16 protein-coding genes are annotated in these 19,574 nt (G+C 62.5%); 7 read left to right on the top strand and 9 right to left on the bottom strand.

The genetic code is table 11. From position 1 onward, the window contains the following. Positions 1-414 precede the first annotated feature (414 nt). From ACOKS3_RS04830 to ACOKS3_RS04815, 4 genes are read left to right on the top strand one after another with little or no spacing between them, the layout of a single operon-like run. Positions 415-1,128 (top strand): ABC transporter permease, encoded by a 714-nt coding sequence (locus tag ACOKS3_RS04830; protein WP_422763362.1) that lies wholly within the window; start codon positions 415-417, stop codon positions 1,126-1,128. 13 nt (positions 1,129-1,141) lie between these two features. Then, on the top strand, positions 1,142-2,056 hold the full coding sequence (locus ACOKS3_RS04825) for a glycine betaine ABC transporter substrate-binding protein (RefSeq protein ID WP_103445603.1): 915 nt from the start codon (positions 1,142-1,144) through the stop codon (positions 2,054-2,056). After that, the gene (locus ACOKS3_RS04820) at positions 2,053-2,706 is read left to right on the top strand and encodes an ABC transporter permease (protein WP_159412016.1); all 654 of its coding nucleotides are present in this window, start codon (positions 2,053-2,055) and stop codon (positions 2,704-2,706) included. The genes ACOKS3_RS04825 and ACOKS3_RS04820 overlap by 4 nt, the downstream gene beginning before the upstream one ends. After that, entirely contained in the window at positions 2,703-3,860 is a 1,158-nt protein-coding gene (locus tag ACOKS3_RS04815) for an osmoprotectant ABC transporter ATP-binding protein OsmV (protein WP_103445605.1), read from the top strand. The genes ACOKS3_RS04820 and ACOKS3_RS04815 overlap by 4 nt, the downstream gene beginning before the upstream one ends. Positions 3,861-3,983: 123 nt before the next feature. Here the strand turns inward: ACOKS3_RS04815 and ACOKS3_RS04810 are convergent, their stop codons facing one another. The 3 genes from ACOKS3_RS04810 to ACOKS3_RS04800 all read right to left on the bottom strand — a co-directional run bounded on the left by ACOKS3_RS04810 (position 3,984) and on the right by ACOKS3_RS04800 (position 7,985). After that, complete coding sequence (locus tag ACOKS3_RS04810) at positions 3,984-6,410, bottom strand: TonB-dependent siderophore receptor (RefSeq protein ID WP_422763361.1); 2,427 nt, start codon at positions 6,408-6,410, stop codon at positions 3,984-3,986. A 106-nt stretch (positions 6,411-6,516) separates the two neighbouring features. Further along, positions 6,517-7,479, bottom strand: coding sequence for a FecR family protein (locus ACOKS3_RS04805; protein WP_422763360.1), 963 nt, complete (start codon positions 7,477-7,479; stop codon positions 6,517-6,519). Between the two features lie 17 nt (positions 7,480-7,496). Beyond that, on the bottom strand, positions 7,497-7,985 hold the full coding sequence (locus tag ACOKS3_RS04800) for an RNA polymerase sigma factor (protein ID WP_103445608.1): 489 nt from the start codon (positions 7,983-7,985) through the stop codon (positions 7,497-7,499). 505 nt (positions 7,986-8,490) lie between these two features. Here ACOKS3_RS04800 and ACOKS3_RS04795 point away from each other — a divergent pair. Next, positions 8,491-9,654 carry a type III PLP-dependent enzyme gene (locus tag ACOKS3_RS04795; protein WP_025337787.1) on the top strand — a complete coding sequence of 388 codons (1,164 nt, stop codon included), beginning with the start codon at positions 8,491-8,493 and terminating at the stop codon, positions 9,652-9,654. Between the two features lie 126 nt (positions 9,655-9,780). Here the strand turns inward: ACOKS3_RS04795 and ACOKS3_RS04790 are convergent, their stop codons facing one another. Together ACOKS3_RS04790 and ACOKS3_RS04785 are read right to left on the bottom strand one after the other, a co-directional pair. Beyond that, the gene (locus ACOKS3_RS04790) at positions 9,781-10,530 is read right to left on the bottom strand and encodes a tetratricopeptide repeat protein (RefSeq protein ID WP_422763359.1); all 750 of its coding nucleotides are present in this window, start codon (positions 10,528-10,530) and stop codon (positions 9,781-9,783) included. Between the two features lie 3 nt (positions 10,531-10,533). Beyond that, positions 10,534-11,214, bottom strand: a complete 681-nt coding sequence (locus ACOKS3_RS04785; protein ID WP_422763358.1) for a Fe2+-dependent dioxygenase — start codon at positions 11,212-11,214, stop codon at positions 10,534-10,536. 221 nt (positions 11,215-11,435) lie between these two features. On the opposite strand from ACOKS3_RS04785, the gene ACOKS3_RS04780 reads away from it, so the two are divergent. Beyond that, positions 11,436-13,745: a TonB-dependent receptor gene (locus ACOKS3_RS04780; RefSeq protein ID WP_422763357.1), complete on the top strand. Its 2,310-nt coding sequence runs from the start codon at positions 11,436-11,438 to the stop codon at positions 13,743-13,745. 49 nt (positions 13,746-13,794) lie between these two features. Here the strand turns inward: ACOKS3_RS04780 and ACOKS3_RS04775 are convergent, their stop codons facing one another. Then, entirely contained in the window at positions 13,795-14,088 is a 294-nt protein-coding gene (locus tag ACOKS3_RS04775; RefSeq protein WP_146049004.1) for a hypothetical protein, read from the bottom strand. Between the two features lie 262 nt (positions 14,089-14,350). Here ACOKS3_RS04775 and ACOKS3_RS04770 point away from each other — a divergent pair, with 262 nt between their 5' ends. Continuing rightward, entirely contained in the window at positions 14,351-16,903 is a 2,553-nt protein-coding gene (locus tag ACOKS3_RS04770; RefSeq protein WP_422763356.1) for a PepSY domain-containing protein, read from the top strand. Positions 16,904-16,970: 67 nt separating this feature from the next. On the opposite strand, the gene ACOKS3_RS04765 is transcribed toward ACOKS3_RS04770, so the two are convergent. The 3 genes from ACOKS3_RS04765 to ACOKS3_RS04755 all read right to left on the bottom strand — a co-directional run bounded on the left by ACOKS3_RS04765 (position 16,971) and on the right by ACOKS3_RS04755 (position 19,572). Beyond that, positions 16,971-17,531, bottom strand: a complete 561-nt coding sequence (locus tag ACOKS3_RS04765; RefSeq protein WP_103445614.1) for a hypothetical protein — start codon at positions 17,529-17,531, stop codon at positions 16,971-16,973. 113 nt (positions 17,532-17,644) lie between these two features. Then, positions 17,645-18,436: an amidohydrolase gene (locus ACOKS3_RS04760; RefSeq protein WP_103445615.1), complete on the bottom strand. Its 792-nt coding sequence runs from the start codon at positions 18,434-18,436 to the stop codon at positions 17,645-17,647. Next, a complete protein-coding gene (locus ACOKS3_RS04755) occupies positions 18,424-19,572 on the bottom strand; it encodes a pyridoxal phosphate-dependent aminotransferase (RefSeq protein WP_422763355.1) in 1,149 nt (382 codons plus the stop codon). Before ACOKS3_RS04755 ends, ACOKS3_RS04760 begins: the two co-directional genes overlap by 13 nt. Positions 19,573-19,574 lie beyond the last annotated feature (2 nt).

Below are 19,574 nucleotides of genomic sequence, written 5' to 3'. Positions count from 1 at the left end.
CGGCTGCATGAGTGGTTGCAGGACCGGCCTGCCCCGCGAAGAGGCCGGTAGATGCAAAGAAATCCATCAGACAATCGCTTTATCACGACAAAAGGCCACAGGGCAGTTATTTCAACGCCTCCAGGGCATTAACCCGCTGTTTTTTCTCGCCAAGATTCACCCTGCCCAGTGATTAACGCTGGCCAAATGCCGCCTCAGATGGGAACCTTTACGCCCACGGAGACGTCCACTCCCCTGCAACCCGCTTCGGTTGGGGACTGGTTTCATCAGCATTTTCGGGCCCGACGGGGTTCGGCTCATGGCCTGATCGCAGCCTTCGGTTGCCTCACGCTGCTACTCGCGAACACACCACCCGCCGCCAGCACTGGCCGGCGACCAAGAAGTGTGCTCGCCGACAACACAAGGAGTCCGCCTGTGGCTACACGCTACGGTAAAGGGCTGTTGGGATGCGCCACCGTGCTCGTCATCCTGGCCCTGCTGATCCACTGGATCGGCATCGACACGATCGCGCATTATCGCGACGATCTTGGGTTCTATCTGCAAGCGCACCTGGTACTGGTGCTAGCTTCGATGGCGGCGGCGCTGGCCGTGGGCATCCCCGCCGGCATTGCGCTGAGTCGACCGCACCGGGTCGACAAAGCCGAGCGCTTCATGCAGTTCTTCAACGTTGGCAATACCATCCCCCCCCTGGCCGTTCTGGCCATCGCCCTGAGTATCCTGGGCATCGGCGCCGGGCCTGCGATCTTCGCGTTGTTCCTCGCCTCCCTCCTGCCCATCGTGCGCAACACCTACGAGGGCCTGAAAAACGTCCCCGCCTCGCTCAAGGAAGCCGCCACCGGTATCGGCATGACGCCGCGCCAGCAACTCTGGCAGGTGGAACTGCCCAACGCCGTGCCGATCATCGTCGGCGGCGTGCGCGTGGCCCTGGCACTGAATGTCGGCACCGCGCCGCTGGCCTTCCTGATTGGCGCCAACAGCCTGGGCAGCCTGATCTTCCCCGGCATCGCCCTGAACAACCAGCCACAGCTGCTGCTCGGTGCCGCCTGCACCGCACTGCTGGCATTGGTGCTGGATGCGGCGGTGAGTTTCTCCAGCAAGCGCTGGCTGGAACGTGGCCTGGCTGGATAACAAGAGGGAACCCATGAACAAGAGAATCGCCTTGCTGCTGGGCGCGGCCCTGCTGTTCGCAGGATTTGCCCAGGCAGCCGAAAAACCCTTGATCCGCATCGGCGCGCGGGTGTTCACCGAGCAGACCGTGCTCGCCGAAATCACCGCGCAATACCTGCGTGCCAACGGCTTCGACGTGCGCGTCACCACCGGTCTTGGCAGCAGCATCGCGCGCCAGGCCCAGGAAACCGGTCAGCTCGACCTGATGTGGGAATACACCGGCGTGTCGCTGGTCTCGTACAACCATATCGACGAGCGCATGCCCAATGCCGAGGCCACCTACGCCAAGGTCAAGGAGCTGGACGCGAAAAAGGACCTGATCTGGCTGACCCCGTCGAAGTTCAGCAACACCTATGCCCTGGGCCTGCCCAAGCAGGTGGCCGAGGCTTATCCACAGGTCAACACGATCAGCGACCTCAACCAGGTGCTGCGTGACGAAAGCCAGCGCAAGCATCTGGTGGCGCTGGACACCGAGTTCGCCAACCGCCCGGATGGCCTGGTCGGCCTCAAAGAGATGTACGACCTGCACGTGAGCCGCGCCAACATCCGCCAGATGGATGCCGGCCTGGTCTACACCGCCATGCACAACAACCAGGTGTTCGCGGGCCTTGTGTACACCACCGACGGCCGCCTGAGCGCGTTCAACCTGAAGCTGCTGGAAGACGACAAACACTACTTCCCCGACTACACCGCCGCCCCGGTGGTGCGCAAACAGGTGCTCGACGCCAACCCGAAACTTGTCGGCCTGCTCAAGCCACTGGCCGAGCAACTCGACGACGAGACCATGCGCCAGCTCAATGCCAAGGTCGACGTCGAACACCAGAACCCGACCACGGTGGCCGCGGCCTTCCTGCGCGAGCACCCAATGCCTAGCGAGGTACAGCCATGAGCCTGCTCGACACGTTCGCCCACCTCGACTGGGCCCAGGTGCTGCAGCTGACCTGGCAGCACATCATGCTGGTCGGCGTCGCCGTGGGCCTGGCGATCATCGTCGGCGTGCCGCTGGGCATCCTGATGACCCGCTTCCCGGCCGTCGCCGGCCCGCTGCAGGCCAGCGCCACGGTGCTGCTGACCATCCCGTCCATCGCCCTGTTCGGCCTGCTGCTGCCGTTCTACTCCAAGTTCGGCCAGGGCCTCGGCCCGCTGCCGGCGATCACTGCGGTGTTCCTCTATTCGCTGCTGCCGATCCTGCGCAACACCTACCTGGCCCTGACCAACGTCGAGCCCGGCATCCGTGAAGCGGCGCGTGGTATCGGCATGACCTTCGGCCAGCGCCTGCGCATGGTCGAGCTGCCGATTGCGGTGCCGGTGATCCTCGCCGGCGTGCGTACCGCCGTGGTGATGAACATCGGCGTCATGACCATCGCCGCCACCATCGGGGCCGGCGGCCTGGGCGTGCTCATCCTCACCTCCATCAGCCGCAGCGACATGTCGATGCTGCTGGTCGGCGCCGTGCTGGTCAGCCTGCTGGCGATCGTCGCCGATCTGCTCCTGCAAACCCTGCAACGTGCCCTGACTCCAGAAGGACTGCGCTCATGATCGAACTCCAGAACCTCAGCAAGACCTTCAACGTCAACGGCAAGGACGTCAAAGCCGTCGACTCCGTCAGCCTCACCGTCAACGAAGGTGAAATCTGCGTGTTCCTCGGCCCGTCGGGCTGCGGCAAGAGCACCACGCTGAAGATGATCAACCGCCTGATCGCACCGACCTCAGGCCGGGTGCTGATCAACGGCGAAGACACCAGCGCCCTCGACGAAGTGACCCTGCGCCGGCACATCGGCTACGTGATCCAGCAGATCGGCCTGTTCCCCAACATGACCATCGAGGAGAACATCACCGTGGTCCCGCGCCTGCTCGGCTGGGACAAGCAGAAGTGCCACGAGCGGGCCCGCGAGCTGATGCACATGATCAAGCTCGAACCCAAGCAATACCTGCAGCGCTACCCCCGTGAGCTGTCCGGCGGCCAGCAGCAGCGCATCGGCGTGATCCGCGCACTGGCGGCAGAAGCACCGGTACTGCTGATGGACGAGCCGTTCGGCGCGGTCGACCCGATCAACCGCGAGATGATCCAGAACGAGTTCTTCGAGATGCAGCGGGCGCTGAACAAGACCGTGATCATGGTCAGTCATGACATCGACGAGGCGATCAAACTGGGCGACAAGATCGCCATCTTCCGCGCCGGCAAGCTGCTGCAGCTGGACCACCCGGACACCTTGCTGGCGCACCCGGTGGATGACTTCGTGAGCAACTTCGTTGGCCAGGACAGCACGCTCAAGCGCCTGCTGCTGGTGCGTGCGGAGGACGCGGCGGACAACGCGCCGTCGGTGAGCCCGCAGACCCCGGTGAGCGATGCGCTGGAGCTGCTCGACGAGCATGATCGCCGTTATGTGGTGGTGACCGATGGGCAGAACAAGGCGCTGGGGTATGTGCGTCGGCGTGACATGCACCGCCAGCAAGGCACCTGTGGCGACTTCCTGCGGCCGTTCAATGCCACGGCATCGCATGACGAGCATCTGCGCATCCTGCTTTCGCGGATGTACGAGTTCAACCGGGCGTGGTTGCCGGTGCTGGATGCGGAGCAGGTGTTCCTCGGCGAAGTGACGCAGGAGTCGATTGCGGCTTATCTGAGCTCGGGGCGTTCGCGGGGGGCCAAGACCAGCATCGTTTCGCCAGCCGAGGTGGTGGCCTCGTAATCGCTGGGGGCGCTTTGCGCCCCATTTGCGGGACAAGCCCGCTCCTACAGGTACAGCGACAATCTCAGGGATCGCGGAGTACCTGTAGGAGCGGGCTTGTCCCGCGAAGCAGGCGACGCGGTATCAGAACCCTACACTGGCCTGCACATAGAAGGTCCGCGGCTCACCCACATAGATACCGGCATTGTTGTCACTCGAACGCGTGAAGTACTGCTTGTCGAACAGGTTCTTCACCCCCGCCGCCAGCTTCAGGTTGGACATCTGCGGCCCGAAATCGTACCCACCACGGGCATGCCAGGTCACATACCCCGGAATATCGCCATACTGCCCATCGGCACTCGGCTCGGTGATGTAGTCACCCGTGAAGCTGCCATCGGCATTGATCCCGGTTCCCGGCGCACGCTGCTTGGACTGGGCATAGGCATCCAGATTCCAGGTCCAGCGGTTGATCGCATAGCGCAGCCCGGCCGTGGCCACTTGGCGTGAATAGAACGGCAGGTCACGGCCCTTGAAGCCCGGAATATCCCCTTCATACGTCGCGCGGGTATAGGTGTAGCCACCGCTCACCGACAGGCCGTCCAGGCGCGGGTCCAACCCGGCCAGGTCATAGCGCACCGAAGCCTCGATACCTTGGTGCTTGGTCGCGCCGAGGTTGGTCCAGCCCACGTCGTTGCTGATGTACTGCAGCTCGTCGTCGAAGTCGATGTAGAACGCGGTCAGCTCACCGGCGAAGCCGCCGTTGTCATAACGGGTACCGAGCTCGTAGGTCTTGGCTTTTTCCGGTTCCAGGCCGTTGGCCGTGCTGTTGCCAGTGCCGCCCTGGCCCAGCTGGAAGTACTGCAGGCTGCCGAACGAGGTCTCGTAGTTGGCGAACACCTTCCAGGCATCGGAGATGTGGTACATCACGCTCAGCGCCGGCAGCGGCTCGTTGCTGGTGATGCTGCGGTTCTTCTCCGGCACCGGGCGGTTGTTGGCATCCAGCACCGGGCGATCCCGCCAGTCGGTATTGATGTGCTCGAAACGGATGCCCGGGGTGATGGTCCAGTTGCCGACATCGATCTTGTCATCGATGTAGTAGGCGCTAGCTTCAGTGCCACCGCTGCGGTCCTGGAACACGTGGCCGTCCGACGTCGGGGTGGGCGTCGGCACGTTGTCGATCAACGCCAGGCGCGTCGACTGTTCGCGCATGGCTTCTTTCAGGTAGCGATAACCGACGCTGACTTCCTGGGTGGTAGGGCCTGCGAAGAAGATCCGCGACAGCCGTGGCTCGATGGCGAAGGTGTGGTAATTGCGCGGGTACGACGACAGGGTCTTCATATCGCGCGCGGCGATGGCGCTGCCACGGAAGCTGTCGGTGTAATAGGTCAGCACTTCGAACTGGGTGGCGTCGTCGAGCTGGTGCTGCCACTTGAGCGACACGTCCTTGCGCCGGCCGGCGAAGTAGTCGTAATCGCGCAGCGACTGGTACGGGTTGCTGTCGTACTGGGCCTGGGTCAGGCCACCGGGCATGTCGGCACGACCATCGTAGTAGTGAAAGTTGAGCCAGAACTCGTCGACATCGGTCGGCGCCCAGTGGGTCTTGAGGATGACATCGTCGATGTCGTTGCCGTTGTTGCTTTCACGGTAACCGTTGCCGTTCACACCGGTATAGAGCAACGCCACGCCCATGCCATTGTCGGCGGTACCGCCGGCGAACGCCGACTCGGTGTGCTTCCAACCGCCATGCTGAGAGGTTTCCAACGTGGTGGACAGCTCAGCCGACGCCTTTTTTGGAATCGCCCGGGTAACGAAGTTGATCACCCCGCCGACGTTCTGCGGGCCATAGCGCACCGAGCCTGCGCCGCGTACCACGTCGATGCTGTCGAGGTTGCCCGAGGAGATCGGTGCCATCGACAGCTGCGGCTGGCCATAGGGCGCAAAGGCCGCCGGAATGCCGTCGATCAGCACGGTCGAGCGTGGCGACAGGCGCGAGGTCAGGCCACGCACGCCAACGTTCAGCGACAGGTCACTGCCACCGGTGCCGTTGCTGTCCTGTACCTGCACGCCAGGGATGCCACGCAGCACATCGCGCACGTTCATCGCGCCCTTCTCCACCATCGCCTCGCGACGGACCACGGTGCGCGCACCAGGGTGGTTCTGCACCACGGCCTGGTCGGCATCGCCCAGCCAGTCACCGACCACCTTCACGTCGGTGGGCGCCAGCTCCAGGCTGCCGGTGGTGAGCGTGCCGGCAGCCTGGGCCGGTTTCACCACCACCGTGTCTTCGGACATCTCATAGGTCAGCCCGCTGCCCTGCAGCAGTTGCTGCAGCGCCTGCTCGGGCGCCAGGTTGCCGGACACGGCCGGGGCCTGCTTGCCAGCCACCAGCTCGGGGCTGAAGAACAGCTGCAGGTTGGTCTGCTGGCCCAACTGGCTCAATGCCGAGGCCAAAGGCTGCGCCGGGATCAGGATCGTGCTGCTTGCCTGCTCGGCTTGAGCATTGATGGCCGCGGTGCTGAGCGCCAGGGCCAGCGCGAGAGCGCTCAGGCGTGGATAGGGTTTGTTGTTCACGTCGTCGAAATATCCTGAAGAGGAATAAACGCCAACCGCATGCGAATGGAAATGCTTGGCAGTTGCAGCTGGCGAGGAAGACGAACGGGCGGAAAAAAACCTGAATCTATTTCGCGATTATTTCGCGTGATCCGTCTTCATGGGCCTTGATCGCCACCGGCAGGATGCTCGGCAAGGCGCGCAGCAGCGCGTCCGTGTCATCGGTGCTGAAGGTGCTGGAGAGGCGCAACTGGGCAACCTTGCCAGGTGCCACGCGCAGTGGTTGGGCACGGTAGCGCGACACTTCGGCCACCACCTCGGCGAGGGTAGCGTTGTCGAACACCAACTTGCCCTGGCGCCAGGCGGTCAGCGAGGCGGCATTGACCGCATAAGGCGCCGCGACCTGGCCATGGGCATCGATCCAGGAACCTTGGCCAGCGTTCAGTTGCGCCAGCGAGGTGTCACTGCCCTGCACACGCACCGAGCCCTGCTCGACCGCAACACGGGTCGCGGCCGGGTCCAGACGCACATCGAAACGGGTGCCGGTCACGGTCACGCTGCCCTGGGCGGTATCGACCACGAACGGGCGGCTGCTGTCGTGGGCGACGATGAACATCGCCTCACCTGCGTTCAACTGGATGTGCCGACGGCCTGGGCTGAAATCGACAAGCAACTGGGTGGCGCCGTTGAGTGCGAGGTGCGAACCATCCGGCAGCTCTACTTGGCGGCGCTCGCCAAAGGCCGTCTGCAGCTGATCCTGGTAGTTGAGCTGTTGGTAGTGCCAGCCCATCCAGCCCAGCCCCAACGCCACCACCGCCACACTCGCCGCCAGCGCCTGGCGCAACAGGCGCCGTTGCGGCAGCTGGCGTACCGGGTCCGGCTCGCACAGCGCTTCGAGGCGCTGGCGCGGGATCAGCTCGGCCGCGCTCCAGACCGTGGCCAAGGCATCGTACTCGGCGCGGTGTCTGGGATCCGCGGCCAGCCAGGCACGTAGCTGCTTGTGCAGCGCGGCATCGCGCGGCGAGTCCTGCATGCGCACGAACCATGCGGCCGCCTGCTCACGGACGGTCTCGGAACCGGGCTGTTTCATGGGAAAGGTCTCCTGACTCATCGTGCTGACACATCCAGGTGCTCACGCAGATGTCGGAGCGTGCGAATCATATACTTTTCGACCATGTTCTTGGTCAAACCCATGCGCTCGGCGATCTCGGCCTGACTCAGGCCTTCAAGCTTCTGCCAGATGAACACCCGGCGGCAGTTAAGCGGCAACTGGGCCAGTGCGCGCTCGACGCTGTCGGCCAGCTCCAGGGCATGCATGTAGGCCTCCGGGTCGTCGCTGGCGCTGCTGCCTTCATCGAAGGCCTCCAGCTCCAGCGCCTGGCGCCGGTCTTCGCGGCGAAACCCGTCCACGGCGATGTTGCGGGCGGTCTGGTGCAGGTAGGCGCGTGGCTGCTCGACCTGCTCGAGCGGGTTTTCCAGTACCCGGACAAAGGCATCATGGGTGAGGTCCTCGGCCTGCTGACGACTGCGCAATTTGCGCGTCCAGGTGCCGATCAGCTCATGGTAGTGGTCAAGGAAGCCTTTGTGTCCGGACACGGTCGGGGTCGTCAGGGAGGCGGATGATGGTGCGAATAGTAATGTTTCTCATCAAAACCAGCAAATCCGCCAATCGGTAACAAAAAATTTATGACTTATTTCATGTACGTGAGTACCAGAGAATGTGGCCATAAATATGAACACCTGAAGCCTTTTCGCGGGCACGGCCGCTCCCACAGGAATCGCTTGAAGCCTGTAAAAAGGGGCTTGCCTGTACAGGGGTCAAAACGCTCCATTCCACAATTTTTTACGCTTGAAACACCCCGGGGAACATCAGGTGGTCATGCGAGTCGGTTATTCAACGGGTAGGGCGTCGTTCCACGACGATCGCGCCCGGATTGCCTGTTGATTCTGCATTCTTCACGCCCTAAAGTGCGCGCCGAACGTCCATGCTGGAAACGATCCATCCGGCTCAAGTACTGAGTAGGCGAACCAAAGTGGGGATACGGAGGACGTTCAGTTTGCAGCCACTTAATCTTTCAGTTTGCCCATGGAGTCCCTGAGCATGTCGATCCAGGTCGAAGACTATTTCGCGCGTGACACCTTCCAGAAAATGAAGGCGTTCGCCGACAAGCAGGAAACCCCGTTCGTACTCATCGACACCCAGATGATCAGCCAGGCCTATGACGACCTGCGTGCTGGTTTCGAATTCGCCAAGGTGTACTACGCGGTCAAGGCCAACCCGGCCGTCGAGATCATCGACCTGCTCAAAGAGAAAGGTTCGAGCTTCGACATCGCCTCGATCTACGAGCTGGACAAGGTCCTGGGCCGTGGTGTCAGCGCCGACCGCATCAGCTACGGCAACACCATCAAGAAGTCCAAGGACATCCGCTACTTCTACGAGAAGGGCGTGCGCCTGTACGCCACCGACTCGGAAGCCGACCTGCGCAACATCGCCAAGGCCGCGCCAGGCTCGAAGGTGTACGTGCGCATCCTCACCGAAGGCTCGACCACGGCCGACTGGCCACTGTCGCGCAAGTTCGGCTGTCAGACCGACATGGCCATGGACCTGCTGATCCTCGCCCGCGACCTGGGCCTGGTGCCTTACGGCATCTCCTTCCACGTCGGTTCGCAACAGCGCGACATCAGCGTGTGGGACGCGGCCATCGCCAAGGTCAAGGTGATCTTCGAGCGCCTGAAGGAAGAGGACGGCATCGAGCTGAAGCTGATCAACATGGGTGGCGGCTTCCCGGCCAACTACATCACCCGTACCAACAGCCTCGAGACCTACGCCGAAGAGATCATTCGCTTCCTGAAGGAAGACTTCGGTGACGACCTGCCGGAAATCATCCTCGAGCCAGGCCGTTCGCTGATCGCCAACGCCGGTATCCTGGTCAGCGAAGTGGTGCTGGTCGCACGCAAGTCGCGCACCGCCGTCGAGCGCTGGATCTACACCGACGTGGGCAAGTTCTCCGGCCTGATCGAAACCATGGACGAAGCCATCAAGTTCCCGATCTGGACCGAGAAGAAAGGCGAAGCCGAAGAAGTGGTCATCGCCGGCCCGACCTGCGACAGCGCCGACATCATGTACGAAAACTACAAGTACGGCCTGCCGCTGAACCTGGCCATCGGTGACCGTCTGTACTGGCTGTCGACCGGTGCCTACACCACCAGCTACAGCGCAGTGGAATTCAACGGCTTCCCGCCGCTGAAAGCTTACTACCTGTAATGCGCAACGGGGCCGAAAGGCCCCGTTTTCATTTGTGGGCCTATTCGCGGGTAAACCCGCTCCCACAGAGACCGCGCCCCATTAAAAGCTGGCGCTGTACCCGCGAAAGGGCCGGTACAGGCGACATCAAGCCCCGCGCCGCTCCAGTTCCTCGGCATAACGCCCGGCAAACGCCATCAACACCGGCCCTGCCCCCTGCAAGGTCACCACGGCACTGCGCAGGAAGTTCTCATTCCCCTCGACTCGCGCCCGCTCCAGCCAGATCCCGGCCTCGGCCACCTCACCCCGCTCGATCAGCACCATTGCCAGGCTGAACATCCCGCGAAAATCCCCTGCCTCGGCCGAGCGCCGATACCAGCGCACCGCCCGCACCGGGCTCGGCGCCGTAGCAATACCATGCTCCAGGTAGCGCCCATACAGGTTCATCGACTTGGCATGCCCCATCTGCGCCGCCTTCTCGTAACAGCTCAGCGCCTGGGCCTGGTTGGCCGGCAGGCCTCGCCCGGTAGCCAGCAGATTGCCGAGGTTGTACAGCCCCCAATCCAGCCCGGCATCGGCCGCCCGCGCATAGTGAATGGCCGACTGCGCCAGGTTCACCTCGCCCCCCCAGCCATGCTCCAGGCAACGACCGAGCATGTTGTGCGCCATGGCACTGCCGCCCTGCGCGGCAATGCCGAACCAGCGCCGGGCGACACCGGCGTCCTGCTCGATGCCACGGCCATCGAGCAGGATCTGCCCAAGCAGCAACTGCGCCTCGACCAAGCCCTCCCCCGCCGCCGCCAGGATCGCCTGGGCCGCCTGGCCGGGGCTGTGTTCGAGCATGGCCTGCAGGCCGGCAGCATCCACCACTTCTTCACGACGCAACTGATAGGACATAGCTCAGACCTCGGCCCAACGGCGCAGCAGGTTATGGTAGGTGCCGGTCAGTTGCAGCAATGACGGGTGGTCCGGCACATCGGCGGTGAGCTGCTGGATGGCATTGTCCATCTCGAACAGCAAAGCCCGCTGGCTGTCCTCGCGCACCAGGCTCTGGGTCCAGAAGAACGCCGCGTAGCGCACGCCACGGGTCACCGGGTTGACCTTGTGCAGGCTGGTGCCGGGGTACAGCACCAGGTCGCCGGCCGCCAGCTTCACCTGCTGCAGGCCGTAGGTGTCCTGGATCACCAGCTCGCCGCCATCGTAGCTGTCCGGGTCGCTGAGGAACAGGGTCGAGGACAGGTCGGTGCGCACCCGCTCCGGGCTGCCCTTGGGCTGGCGCAGGGCGTTGTCGATGTGGAAACCGAAGTTGCCACCCTCGCGGTAGCAGTTGATCAGTGGCGGGAACACCTTGTGCGGCAGCGCCGCCGACATGAAACGCGGTGTCTGCCACAAGCGCTCGATCAGTGCGCTACCAATCTCCTTGCCCAGCGGGTGCCCTTCTGGCAGCTGCAGATTGTGCTTGGCCTTGGCCGACTGGTAGCCGGCCGTGACCTTACCGTCGGCCCAGTCGGTCTGCTCCAGCGCCTCGCGGATACGGGCGAGTTCATCGGCGTCGAACAAGCCTGGGATATGAAGCAGCATGGCGGCGGCACCGTTAAGATTTGTAAAGGGCTCAATGATATTGATTCCCTTTTACACTGCACAAGCCCTGGCTGTGCCTTAGACGATTCAGCGTCGATAAATCGTAAAGAGAATATGTAAAGATTGTAAATTCTTAGCGAATGGTAACGAGTCTCAATTGTGCCTTACAATCCCTTACATTAACATCCGCGGCCTTCACACCTTGGGGAAGGCCAATAACAATGCGTCACGTACCATCTGCAGTGAGTCCACCACGCCTGATCGTCTCGGCCATTGGGGTCGCCTTGAGCGCTTCGGGCGCCTACGCCGCCGACCCGGCTGCCAGCAATGCCATCACCCTCGACGCCACCAGCGTCAATGGCAAGGCTGAGCAGGCCAGTACCGATTACAAGGTCGAAAAGGCCTCCTCGCAGAAGTACACCGCACCGTTGGTGGACACCCCGCGCTCGGTCACCGTGATCCCGCAGCAAGTGATCAAGGACACCAACGCCCTGACCCTGCAGGACGCCCTGCGCACCGTACCCGGCATCACTTTCGGTGCCGGCGAAGGCGGCAACCCGCAAGGCGATCGCCCGTTCATCCGTGGTTTCGACGCCCAAGGCGATACCTACCTGGACGGCGTGCGAGACACCGGCGCCCAGACCCGCGAAATCTTCGCCATCGAGTCGGTCGAAGTGGCCAAGGGCCCTAACTCGGCCATCGGGGGCCGTGGCGCCGCCGGCGGCACCATCAACTTGGTGAGCAAGCGTGCACACTTGGGCAACTCGCTCGATGGCGCCTGGACCTGGGGCAGCGACCAGACCCAGCGCTACACCTTCGATGGCAACTACCAGTTCAGCGACACCGTTGCCGGGCGCCTGAACCTGATGACCCACGAAAGCAACGTCGCCGGCCGTGACAGTGTCAACTACGACCGCTGGGGTATCGCCCCATCCCTGGCCTTCGGCCTGGGTACCGCGACCCGCGTCAACCTCGACTATTACCACCTGGAGAGCGACGACCTGCCGGATTCGGGCATTCCGTACAGCATCCCGACCGCAGGCAGCGGCGCGCGTACTTCGGCACACCCGAGCAAGCCGGACGACGGTGGCGACAGCAGCAACTTCTATGGCCTGAACGACCGCGATTTCCGCAAGAGCCGCGTCGACATCGCCACCTTCGCCATCGAACACGACCTGACCGATGCGCTGACCATCAAGAACACCTTCCGTCATGGCAACAGCATGCAGGACTACATCCTGACCCAGCCTGACGACAGCAAGGGCAACGTCAACAATGGCAGCGTCTGGCGCCGCGCCAACACACGTGTGGGCAATACTTCCACCACCACCAACCAGACCGACCTGTTCGGCGAGTTCTACCTGGGTGGCATGAAGAACAGCTTCTCCACCGGTATCGAATTGAGCCGCGAAGAAAGCGATCGCGAAAGCTACAACGTCGACACCGACACCGTTGCCGGTGGCGCAGCCAACACCAACTGCACCCCAGGCATGATCGGCGCCACCAGCGGCTACAACTGCACCTCGCTGAGCAACCCGAACCCGGATGACCCGTGGAACGGTGCAATCTCGCGCAACTACGCCGGCATCAACACCAAGAGCAACACCCGGGCCATCTACGTGTTCGATACCCTGGAGCTGTCGCCACAGTGGCTGCTGAACATGGGCCTGCGTTACGACCACTTCGATACCCAGTACCGTGGCTACAACGCCAACGGCAGCACTGCGGTAAGTACCAAGGGCATCGTCTCCAAGGGCAAGGATACCAGTGAGTTCGTCACCGGCCAGCTGGGCCTGGTGTGGAAACCGGCCGACAACGGCAGCATCTACGTGTCCTACGCCACCTCCGCCACCCCACCCGGTGCGATGCTCGGTGAAGGCACTGAAGGCAACCCGCTGGGCAACACCACCGATCGCAGCGGCAACCTGCTGAGCAGCGACATGGAGCCGGAAGAAACCACCAACTACGAAATCGGCACCAAGTGGGACCTGCTCAACGAGCGCCTGTCCCTGGCCGCCGCGCTCTTCCGCACCGAGAAAGAAAACGCCCGCGTCCAGGTGGACACCACCACCTACGAAAACGTCGGCGAAACCCGGGTGCAGGGCATCGAACTGTCGGCCAGCGGCAAGATCACCGACAAGTGGCAGGTATTCGCCGGCTACACCTACATGCAAGCGCGCCAGATCGACGGCGGCCCGCTGGGCAAGGCCAACGACGGCAACCAGCTGCCGAACACGCCGAACAACAGCGCCAGCCTGTGGACCACCTACTCGATCACGCCAAAGCTGACTGTCGGTGGCGGCGCGTTCTACGTGGATGATGTGTACGGCAGCGTGGCCAACACCACCATGGTCGACAGCTACGTGCGCTACGACGCTATGGTTGCCTACAAGCTGACCAAGAACGTCGACCTGCAACTTAACGTGCAGAACCTGACCAACGAGGTCTACTACGACAAGGCCTTCTCCACCCACTTCGCCAACCAGGCGGCCGGGCGCACGGCGCTGCTGACCACTAGCGTACATTTCTGATCGTGGGTACAAACCCCTGAGCCCAGGCCCAGGTTTTTTTTGTCTTCTGTCAGTAGGCGATGACCTTTGCCTTGAATACGGCGGCCTCGCCAAGAGAGGTGTTGAGCAAGCCATCAGCCGTTCTACCCAGGCGTTCTCCACTGAGTGAGCGCAGGTGAAAGCGCAGATCGGCCTCGTCGTTCCACGCATTGAGCGGCTCGACTTTCCAGGCTGTCTCTTCGGCATCTATTCGGTACAGCCCGGCATAACCATTCAGGCTCAGGTTGAGCAGCGTCCCTCGGTAGCCACCCGCCCGCGTGACGCTGGAAATCAGGTAATGCAGACGCGTTCTGGATTCACTCAAGATGAATGTAAACCTGAAATCCACTGGCAGGCTTTGATCACTGCCGTCGACAGCCGTTAACCAGCCACTTTGCGCTGGCGTCGATGAAAGTGTTACACCCACGCGTTGGTCAGAATTCTGGCCGGTAATAAAAAGCTGAGCGGTAAAGCTCCTTGTTAACATATGTGACATTGGTTTGTACCCGAATGGATAAGTAGGTGTTCACTGTGCTCCGCATCACCCGGCCAATCACACGCCGAACCGTTTCCAAGGTCCGCACGACATGAAAAAAACGCTGTTTCAGCTGCACTGGTTCTTTGGCATTACCGCAGGCCTGGTGCTGGCCTTGATGGGCATCACCGGTGCGCTGTACTCGTTCCAGGAGGAGCTGCTGCGCGCGTTCAACGCCGATGTTCTCAAGGTCGAAGTGCGCGCCGAGGGGGTACTGCCACCCGCCGAATTGGTTCGCCGGGTCGAGGCCGAGCAAGGCGAAAAGGTATCGATGCTATGGGTGGATGTGCGCGAAGGCAACGCCGCGCGGATCTTCTTCACCCCGTCACCCGGCGAGCGCCGTGGCCAACTGCATTACGCCGACCCGTACACTGGTGAACTCAAGGGCGAAGTGGCCGGGCAAGACTTCTTCAACCTCATGCTCACCCTGCACCGTTTTCTGGCCATGGGTGATACCGGCCGGCAGGTCACTGGTGCCTGCACCCTGATGCTGGTGTTCTTCTGCCTGTCCGGTCTGTACCTGCGCTGGCCGCGCAAGGCGCTGGACTGGCGCACCTGGCTGACCTTCGACTGGGCCAAGAAAAGCCGCGCCTTCAACTGGGACCTGCACGCCGTCGCCGGCACATGGTGCCTGCTTTTCTATCTGCTGTTTGCCCTGACCGGGCTGTTCTGGTCCTACGAGTGGTACCGCGAAGGCCTGAACAAGCTGTTGGCCGACGCGCCAGCCGCTGGCCAGCAACAAAAGCGCGGCGAAGGCCGTGGCCGCCACGGGCCGCAGAAATTCGACAAGGACGCCCCGCCGCTTGTGGTCGACTATGACGCCATCTGGGCCAACCTCAAGGACGCTGCCGGCCCTGGCCTTGCCGCCTATAACCTGCGCCTGCCACCGGTTGGTGGCCAGCCGGCCAACCTGTTCTACCTGCTGGAAAACGCCGACCACCCACGCGCCTTCAATACCCTGGTGCTGGACCCGGCCACCGGCCAGGTGAAAAGCCACGACCGCTACACCGACAAGTCCTTCAAGGCCCAGTTGCTGCAGAGCGTCTACGCCCTGCATGTTGGCGAGTACTTTGGCCTGCCGGGGCGCATCATCGTCACCATCGCCAGCCTGACCATGCCGCTGTTCTTCGTTACTGGCTGGCTGTTGTACCTCGACCGCCGCCGCAAGAAGCGCCAGGTGCGTGCCGCCCGCGATAACGTTGCCAGCAACGGTGCCAGCGGCGACAGCTGGCTGATCGGCTTTGCCAGCCAGAGCGGCTTTGCCGAGCAATTGGCCTGGCAGAGCGCCGGCCAGCTGCAGGCCGCCGGCCTGCCGGTGCAGGTACGCGCGCTGGCCGAGCTGGGTGAAGACGACCTGCGCCAGGCCCGCCGTGCGCTGTTCGTGGTCAGCACCTTCGGCGACGGCGAAGCGCCCGACAGCGCCCGAGGCTTCGAGCGCAAGGTGCTCGGCCAGCCGTGGGCGCTGAACAACCTCAACTACGCCCTGCTCGCCCTCGGCGACCGCCAGTACCCGCACTTCTGCGGCTTCGCCCGTCGCCTGCAGGCATGGCTGGGCGAGCGCGGTGCCAGCAGCGCGTTCAGCCCGGTAGAGGTGGACAACGCCGACCAGGTGGCCCTGCAGCAGTGGCAGCAGGAACTGGCGCAACTGACCGGTGCCCAGCCGGTGGCCGCCTGGCAGCCGTCCAGCTTCGGCAATTGGTCGCTGGTAAGCCGCCAACTGCTCAACCGTGGCAGCCAGGGCCAGCCGGTGTATCTGCTGGGCCTGCAGCCGCAAGAGCCGTCCAGCTGGGAGGCCGGCGACTTGGTGGAGATCCTACCGCTCAATGGGCAGCCAAGGATCGACGCGTTCCTCAAAGGCATGGCACTGGACGCCGCTGCCCAGGTACAGGTGAATGGCCTGAACGAAACCCTTGCCCAGGCGCTGGCCGGCCGCCAGCTGCCGATCCGTCGCGATCACCTGATCGGCTTGCAGCCGCAAGCGCTGGTCGATGCATTGGTGCCGATCGGCACCCGCCAATACTCCATTGCCTCGATTGCCAGCGATGGCGTGCTGGAACTGATCGTGCGCCAGGAACGCCACGCCGATGGCATGCTGGGCCTGGGTTCCGGGTGGCTGACCGAATACCTGCCGTTGAACGGTACGTTGAGCCTGCGCCTGCGGCGCAACAGTGGCTTTCACCTGCCGCAGAGCACCACACCAATGATACTGATCGGCAACGGCACTGGCCTGGCCGGCCTGCGCAGCCTGATCCGGGCGCGGGTGAATGCTGGCGAACAACGTAACTGGCTGCTGTTCGGCGAGCGGAACCGCGCGCACGACCTGCTGTGTGGCGATGAGCTACAAGGCTGGCTGGCAAGGGGCGAACTGGCACGCCTGGACCTGGCGTTCTCGCGGGATCAGCCGGAGAAGGTGTATGTGCAGGACGTGTTGCTGCAGCAGGCTGAGGAGTTCAAGCGCTGGGTAGCTGACGGGGCTTGCGTGTATGTTTGTGGCAGCCTGCAAGGGATGGCTGCGGGGGTGGATGCGGCGCTCAATGCCATGCTTGGAGGCGCGGTCGTCCAGCAGTTGATCGAGGACGGTCGGTATCGGCGGGATGTGTACTGACACTTGCTCCTGTCGTCCGCTGCGCAGAAAACCATTCCTTTACTGCGCAGCGGAATCGATAGGACTGTTAGTATATTTTGATGTGATGCAATTCGAATGTAAGAATTTTGCCACTCTCGACATTCAAGTATTCAAGCCCGTTCAAAGGGTCTTGGTATGCAGCAACCCGTCGTCCTTGATCGTCGCGCAAATGAAGTTGGACGCCGTCAAGACTTCGGCTGTACCTTTCCCATTCGGTAATTGCTTCAAGCTTCCAGTGCTTGACGGTCGCTTGCGTCGCGAACGCCGCGTAAAGCGGCGACACATGATCGAGTATTTTATTTGCTGTAGAAATGCCGTAAAAGCCAACATAGCCGTTGAGGCTATATCCGAGTTTTCCCTCTGCGAGGTCCCCCCCTTGGCCATCATCGGCCCCCCTGATGCGATAGTAGACCCGAGTACCATAGTCTGCTTCGAAGAGGAACAACAAACGAGCGTCCTTTGAGTTATCCTTGAAGCGGTCGCGGATGACCAGCCAACCATCTCGTTCCGTGCTCCAGGGCGCAGCACCTCGGTCACAGACACCGACGTAGCCCGAATAGCCTTCTGTGGTGCAATAGAGTTGTGCGGAGAAATCTGTTCTGAACATTGTTAAGTCCTTGGTAGATGCTGTGATTGATACAACATCATCCTCGACAACAAATTCTCAATGCAGCGTGAAGGCCTTCCAGCACCGCTTGGAAGGCTCAATGTATCTGGTAGTTAATGTAATTCAAAAATGTCCGCATCCAAGTTAGCTGGAAACTTGGCCCGGTACGCTGCCAGCTCAGCCGCGTTCAACACGGCGGTGAACACCCCATCGGCCTCCCCGGCACTGAGCAGGCTCTCGCCCTGGAAGTCCAGCACCTGGCTGTCGCCGGAATAGGCAAAGCCCTTGCCGTCGGTACCCACCCGGTTAACAGCCGCCACATAGCACAGGTTCTCGATACCTCGCGCCGGCAACAGGCGGTTCCAGTGCTGGCGGCGCGCAGCCGGCCAGTTGGCGGTATACAGCAACAGGTCCGTGTCCTGGGCATCGCGGCTCCACACCGGGAAGCGCAGGTCGTAACAGATCAGCGGGCGAACCCGCCAGCCCTTGATCTCGAACTGCACCTGGCGCTCGCCGGGGGTGTAGTGCTTGTGCTCACCGGCCATGCGGAACAGGTGGCGTTTGTCGTAGTGCAAAATCTCGCCATCCGGGCGTGCCCACAGCAGGCGGTTGCGGTGGCTGCCATCGGCGGCCTGGATAATCACGCTACCGGTGATCACCGCATTGTACTTCTTCGCCTGGGCCTTCAGCCATTTGTAGGTCGGGCCGTTCTCAGGCTCGCACAGGCTTTCCGACTGCATGGAAAAACCGGTGGTGAACATTTCCGGCAAAATCACCAGGTCCACTTCGCCCACCTGCTCCAGCAACACCTCGAAGTGCGCATAGTTGGCCTCGCGGTCATGCCAGGCCAGGGTGGTTTGCACCAGGGCGACTTTCAGGTTCGGCAGTGTGCTCAGATCGCGCATAGTTTTTCCGCTGCCTGACGCAGCGTCTCCTCTCGTTTGGCAAAGCACAGGCGTACCAGGCGTTGCTCGGGAATGGGTTGCTGGTAGAACACCGACACCGGAATGGTCGCTACGCCGTGCTCACGGGTCAGCCACAGCGACATGTCGACATCATTCAGGTCCGGGCGGATCTGCGAATAGTCCACCAGCTGGAAATAAGTGCCCGCCGTAGGGGTAAAGCTGAATCGCGAACCTTCCAGCAAGCCGCAGAACAGGTCGCGCTTGGCTTGGTAGAAGGCCGGCAATTCATCGATATGCTCCGGGTGCTCGGCCATGAAGTCGGCCAGCGCGCACTGCAACGGCGTCACCCCGCAGAAGTTGACGTACTGGTGCACCTTGCGCAGCTCGGCGCTCAGCGCTGGCGGGGCAATCACGTAGCCGGTCTTCCAGCCGGTGACGTGGTAAGTCTTGCCGAACGAGCTGACCACGAAGGCGCGCGAGTACAAATGCGCGTGGGCCAGCACGCTGGCGTGACGCACGCCGTCGTAGACCAGGTGCTCATAGACTTCATCGCTGACCACGTAGATATCGCGGTCGGCGATCAGCCGGGCCAATTGGTCAAGGTCTTCGCGGGTGATCAGCGCACCGCTGGGGTTATGCGGCGAGTTGAGGATGACCATGCGCGTGCGCGGGCTCAGGGCGTCGCTGAACTTCTGCCAGTCGATGCGGAAGTCGCCGTCGCTCAGCTGCACATGCACACAGCGCCCGCCTGCCAGTTCCACGGAGGGCTGGTAGCTGTCGTAGCAGGGGTCGAAGACGATCACCTCGTCACCCGCCTGTACAACCGCCTGGATGGCGCAGAAGATCGCCTCGGTGGCACCCGGGGTGATGGTCACTTCCTGATCGGCATCCACCTGGGCGCCATACAACCGCGCAACCTTGGCCGCCACTTGCTGACGCAGGGCCGGCAGGCCGGTCATCGGCGAGTACTGGTTGTGCCCGGCGGCCACGTGCCGGCCGACTGCATCGAGCAGCGCCTGCGGGCCGTTGAAGTCGGGGAAACCCTGGGACAGGTTGAGCGCGCCGGTCTGCACGGCGAGCTGGGACATGGTGGTGAAGATGGTCGTGCCGACATTCGGCAGTTTGCTGCGGATCATGG

The organism is Pseudomonas sp. HS6-2 (genome assembly GCF_049325675.2).
Lineage (GTDB): Bacteria > Pseudomonadota > Gammaproteobacteria > Pseudomonadales > Pseudomonadaceae > Aquipseudomonas > Aquipseudomonas putida_N.
The sequence above is the reverse complement of the archived record's forward strand: the minus strand, read 5'-3'. Positions and strand labels throughout refer to the sequence as shown.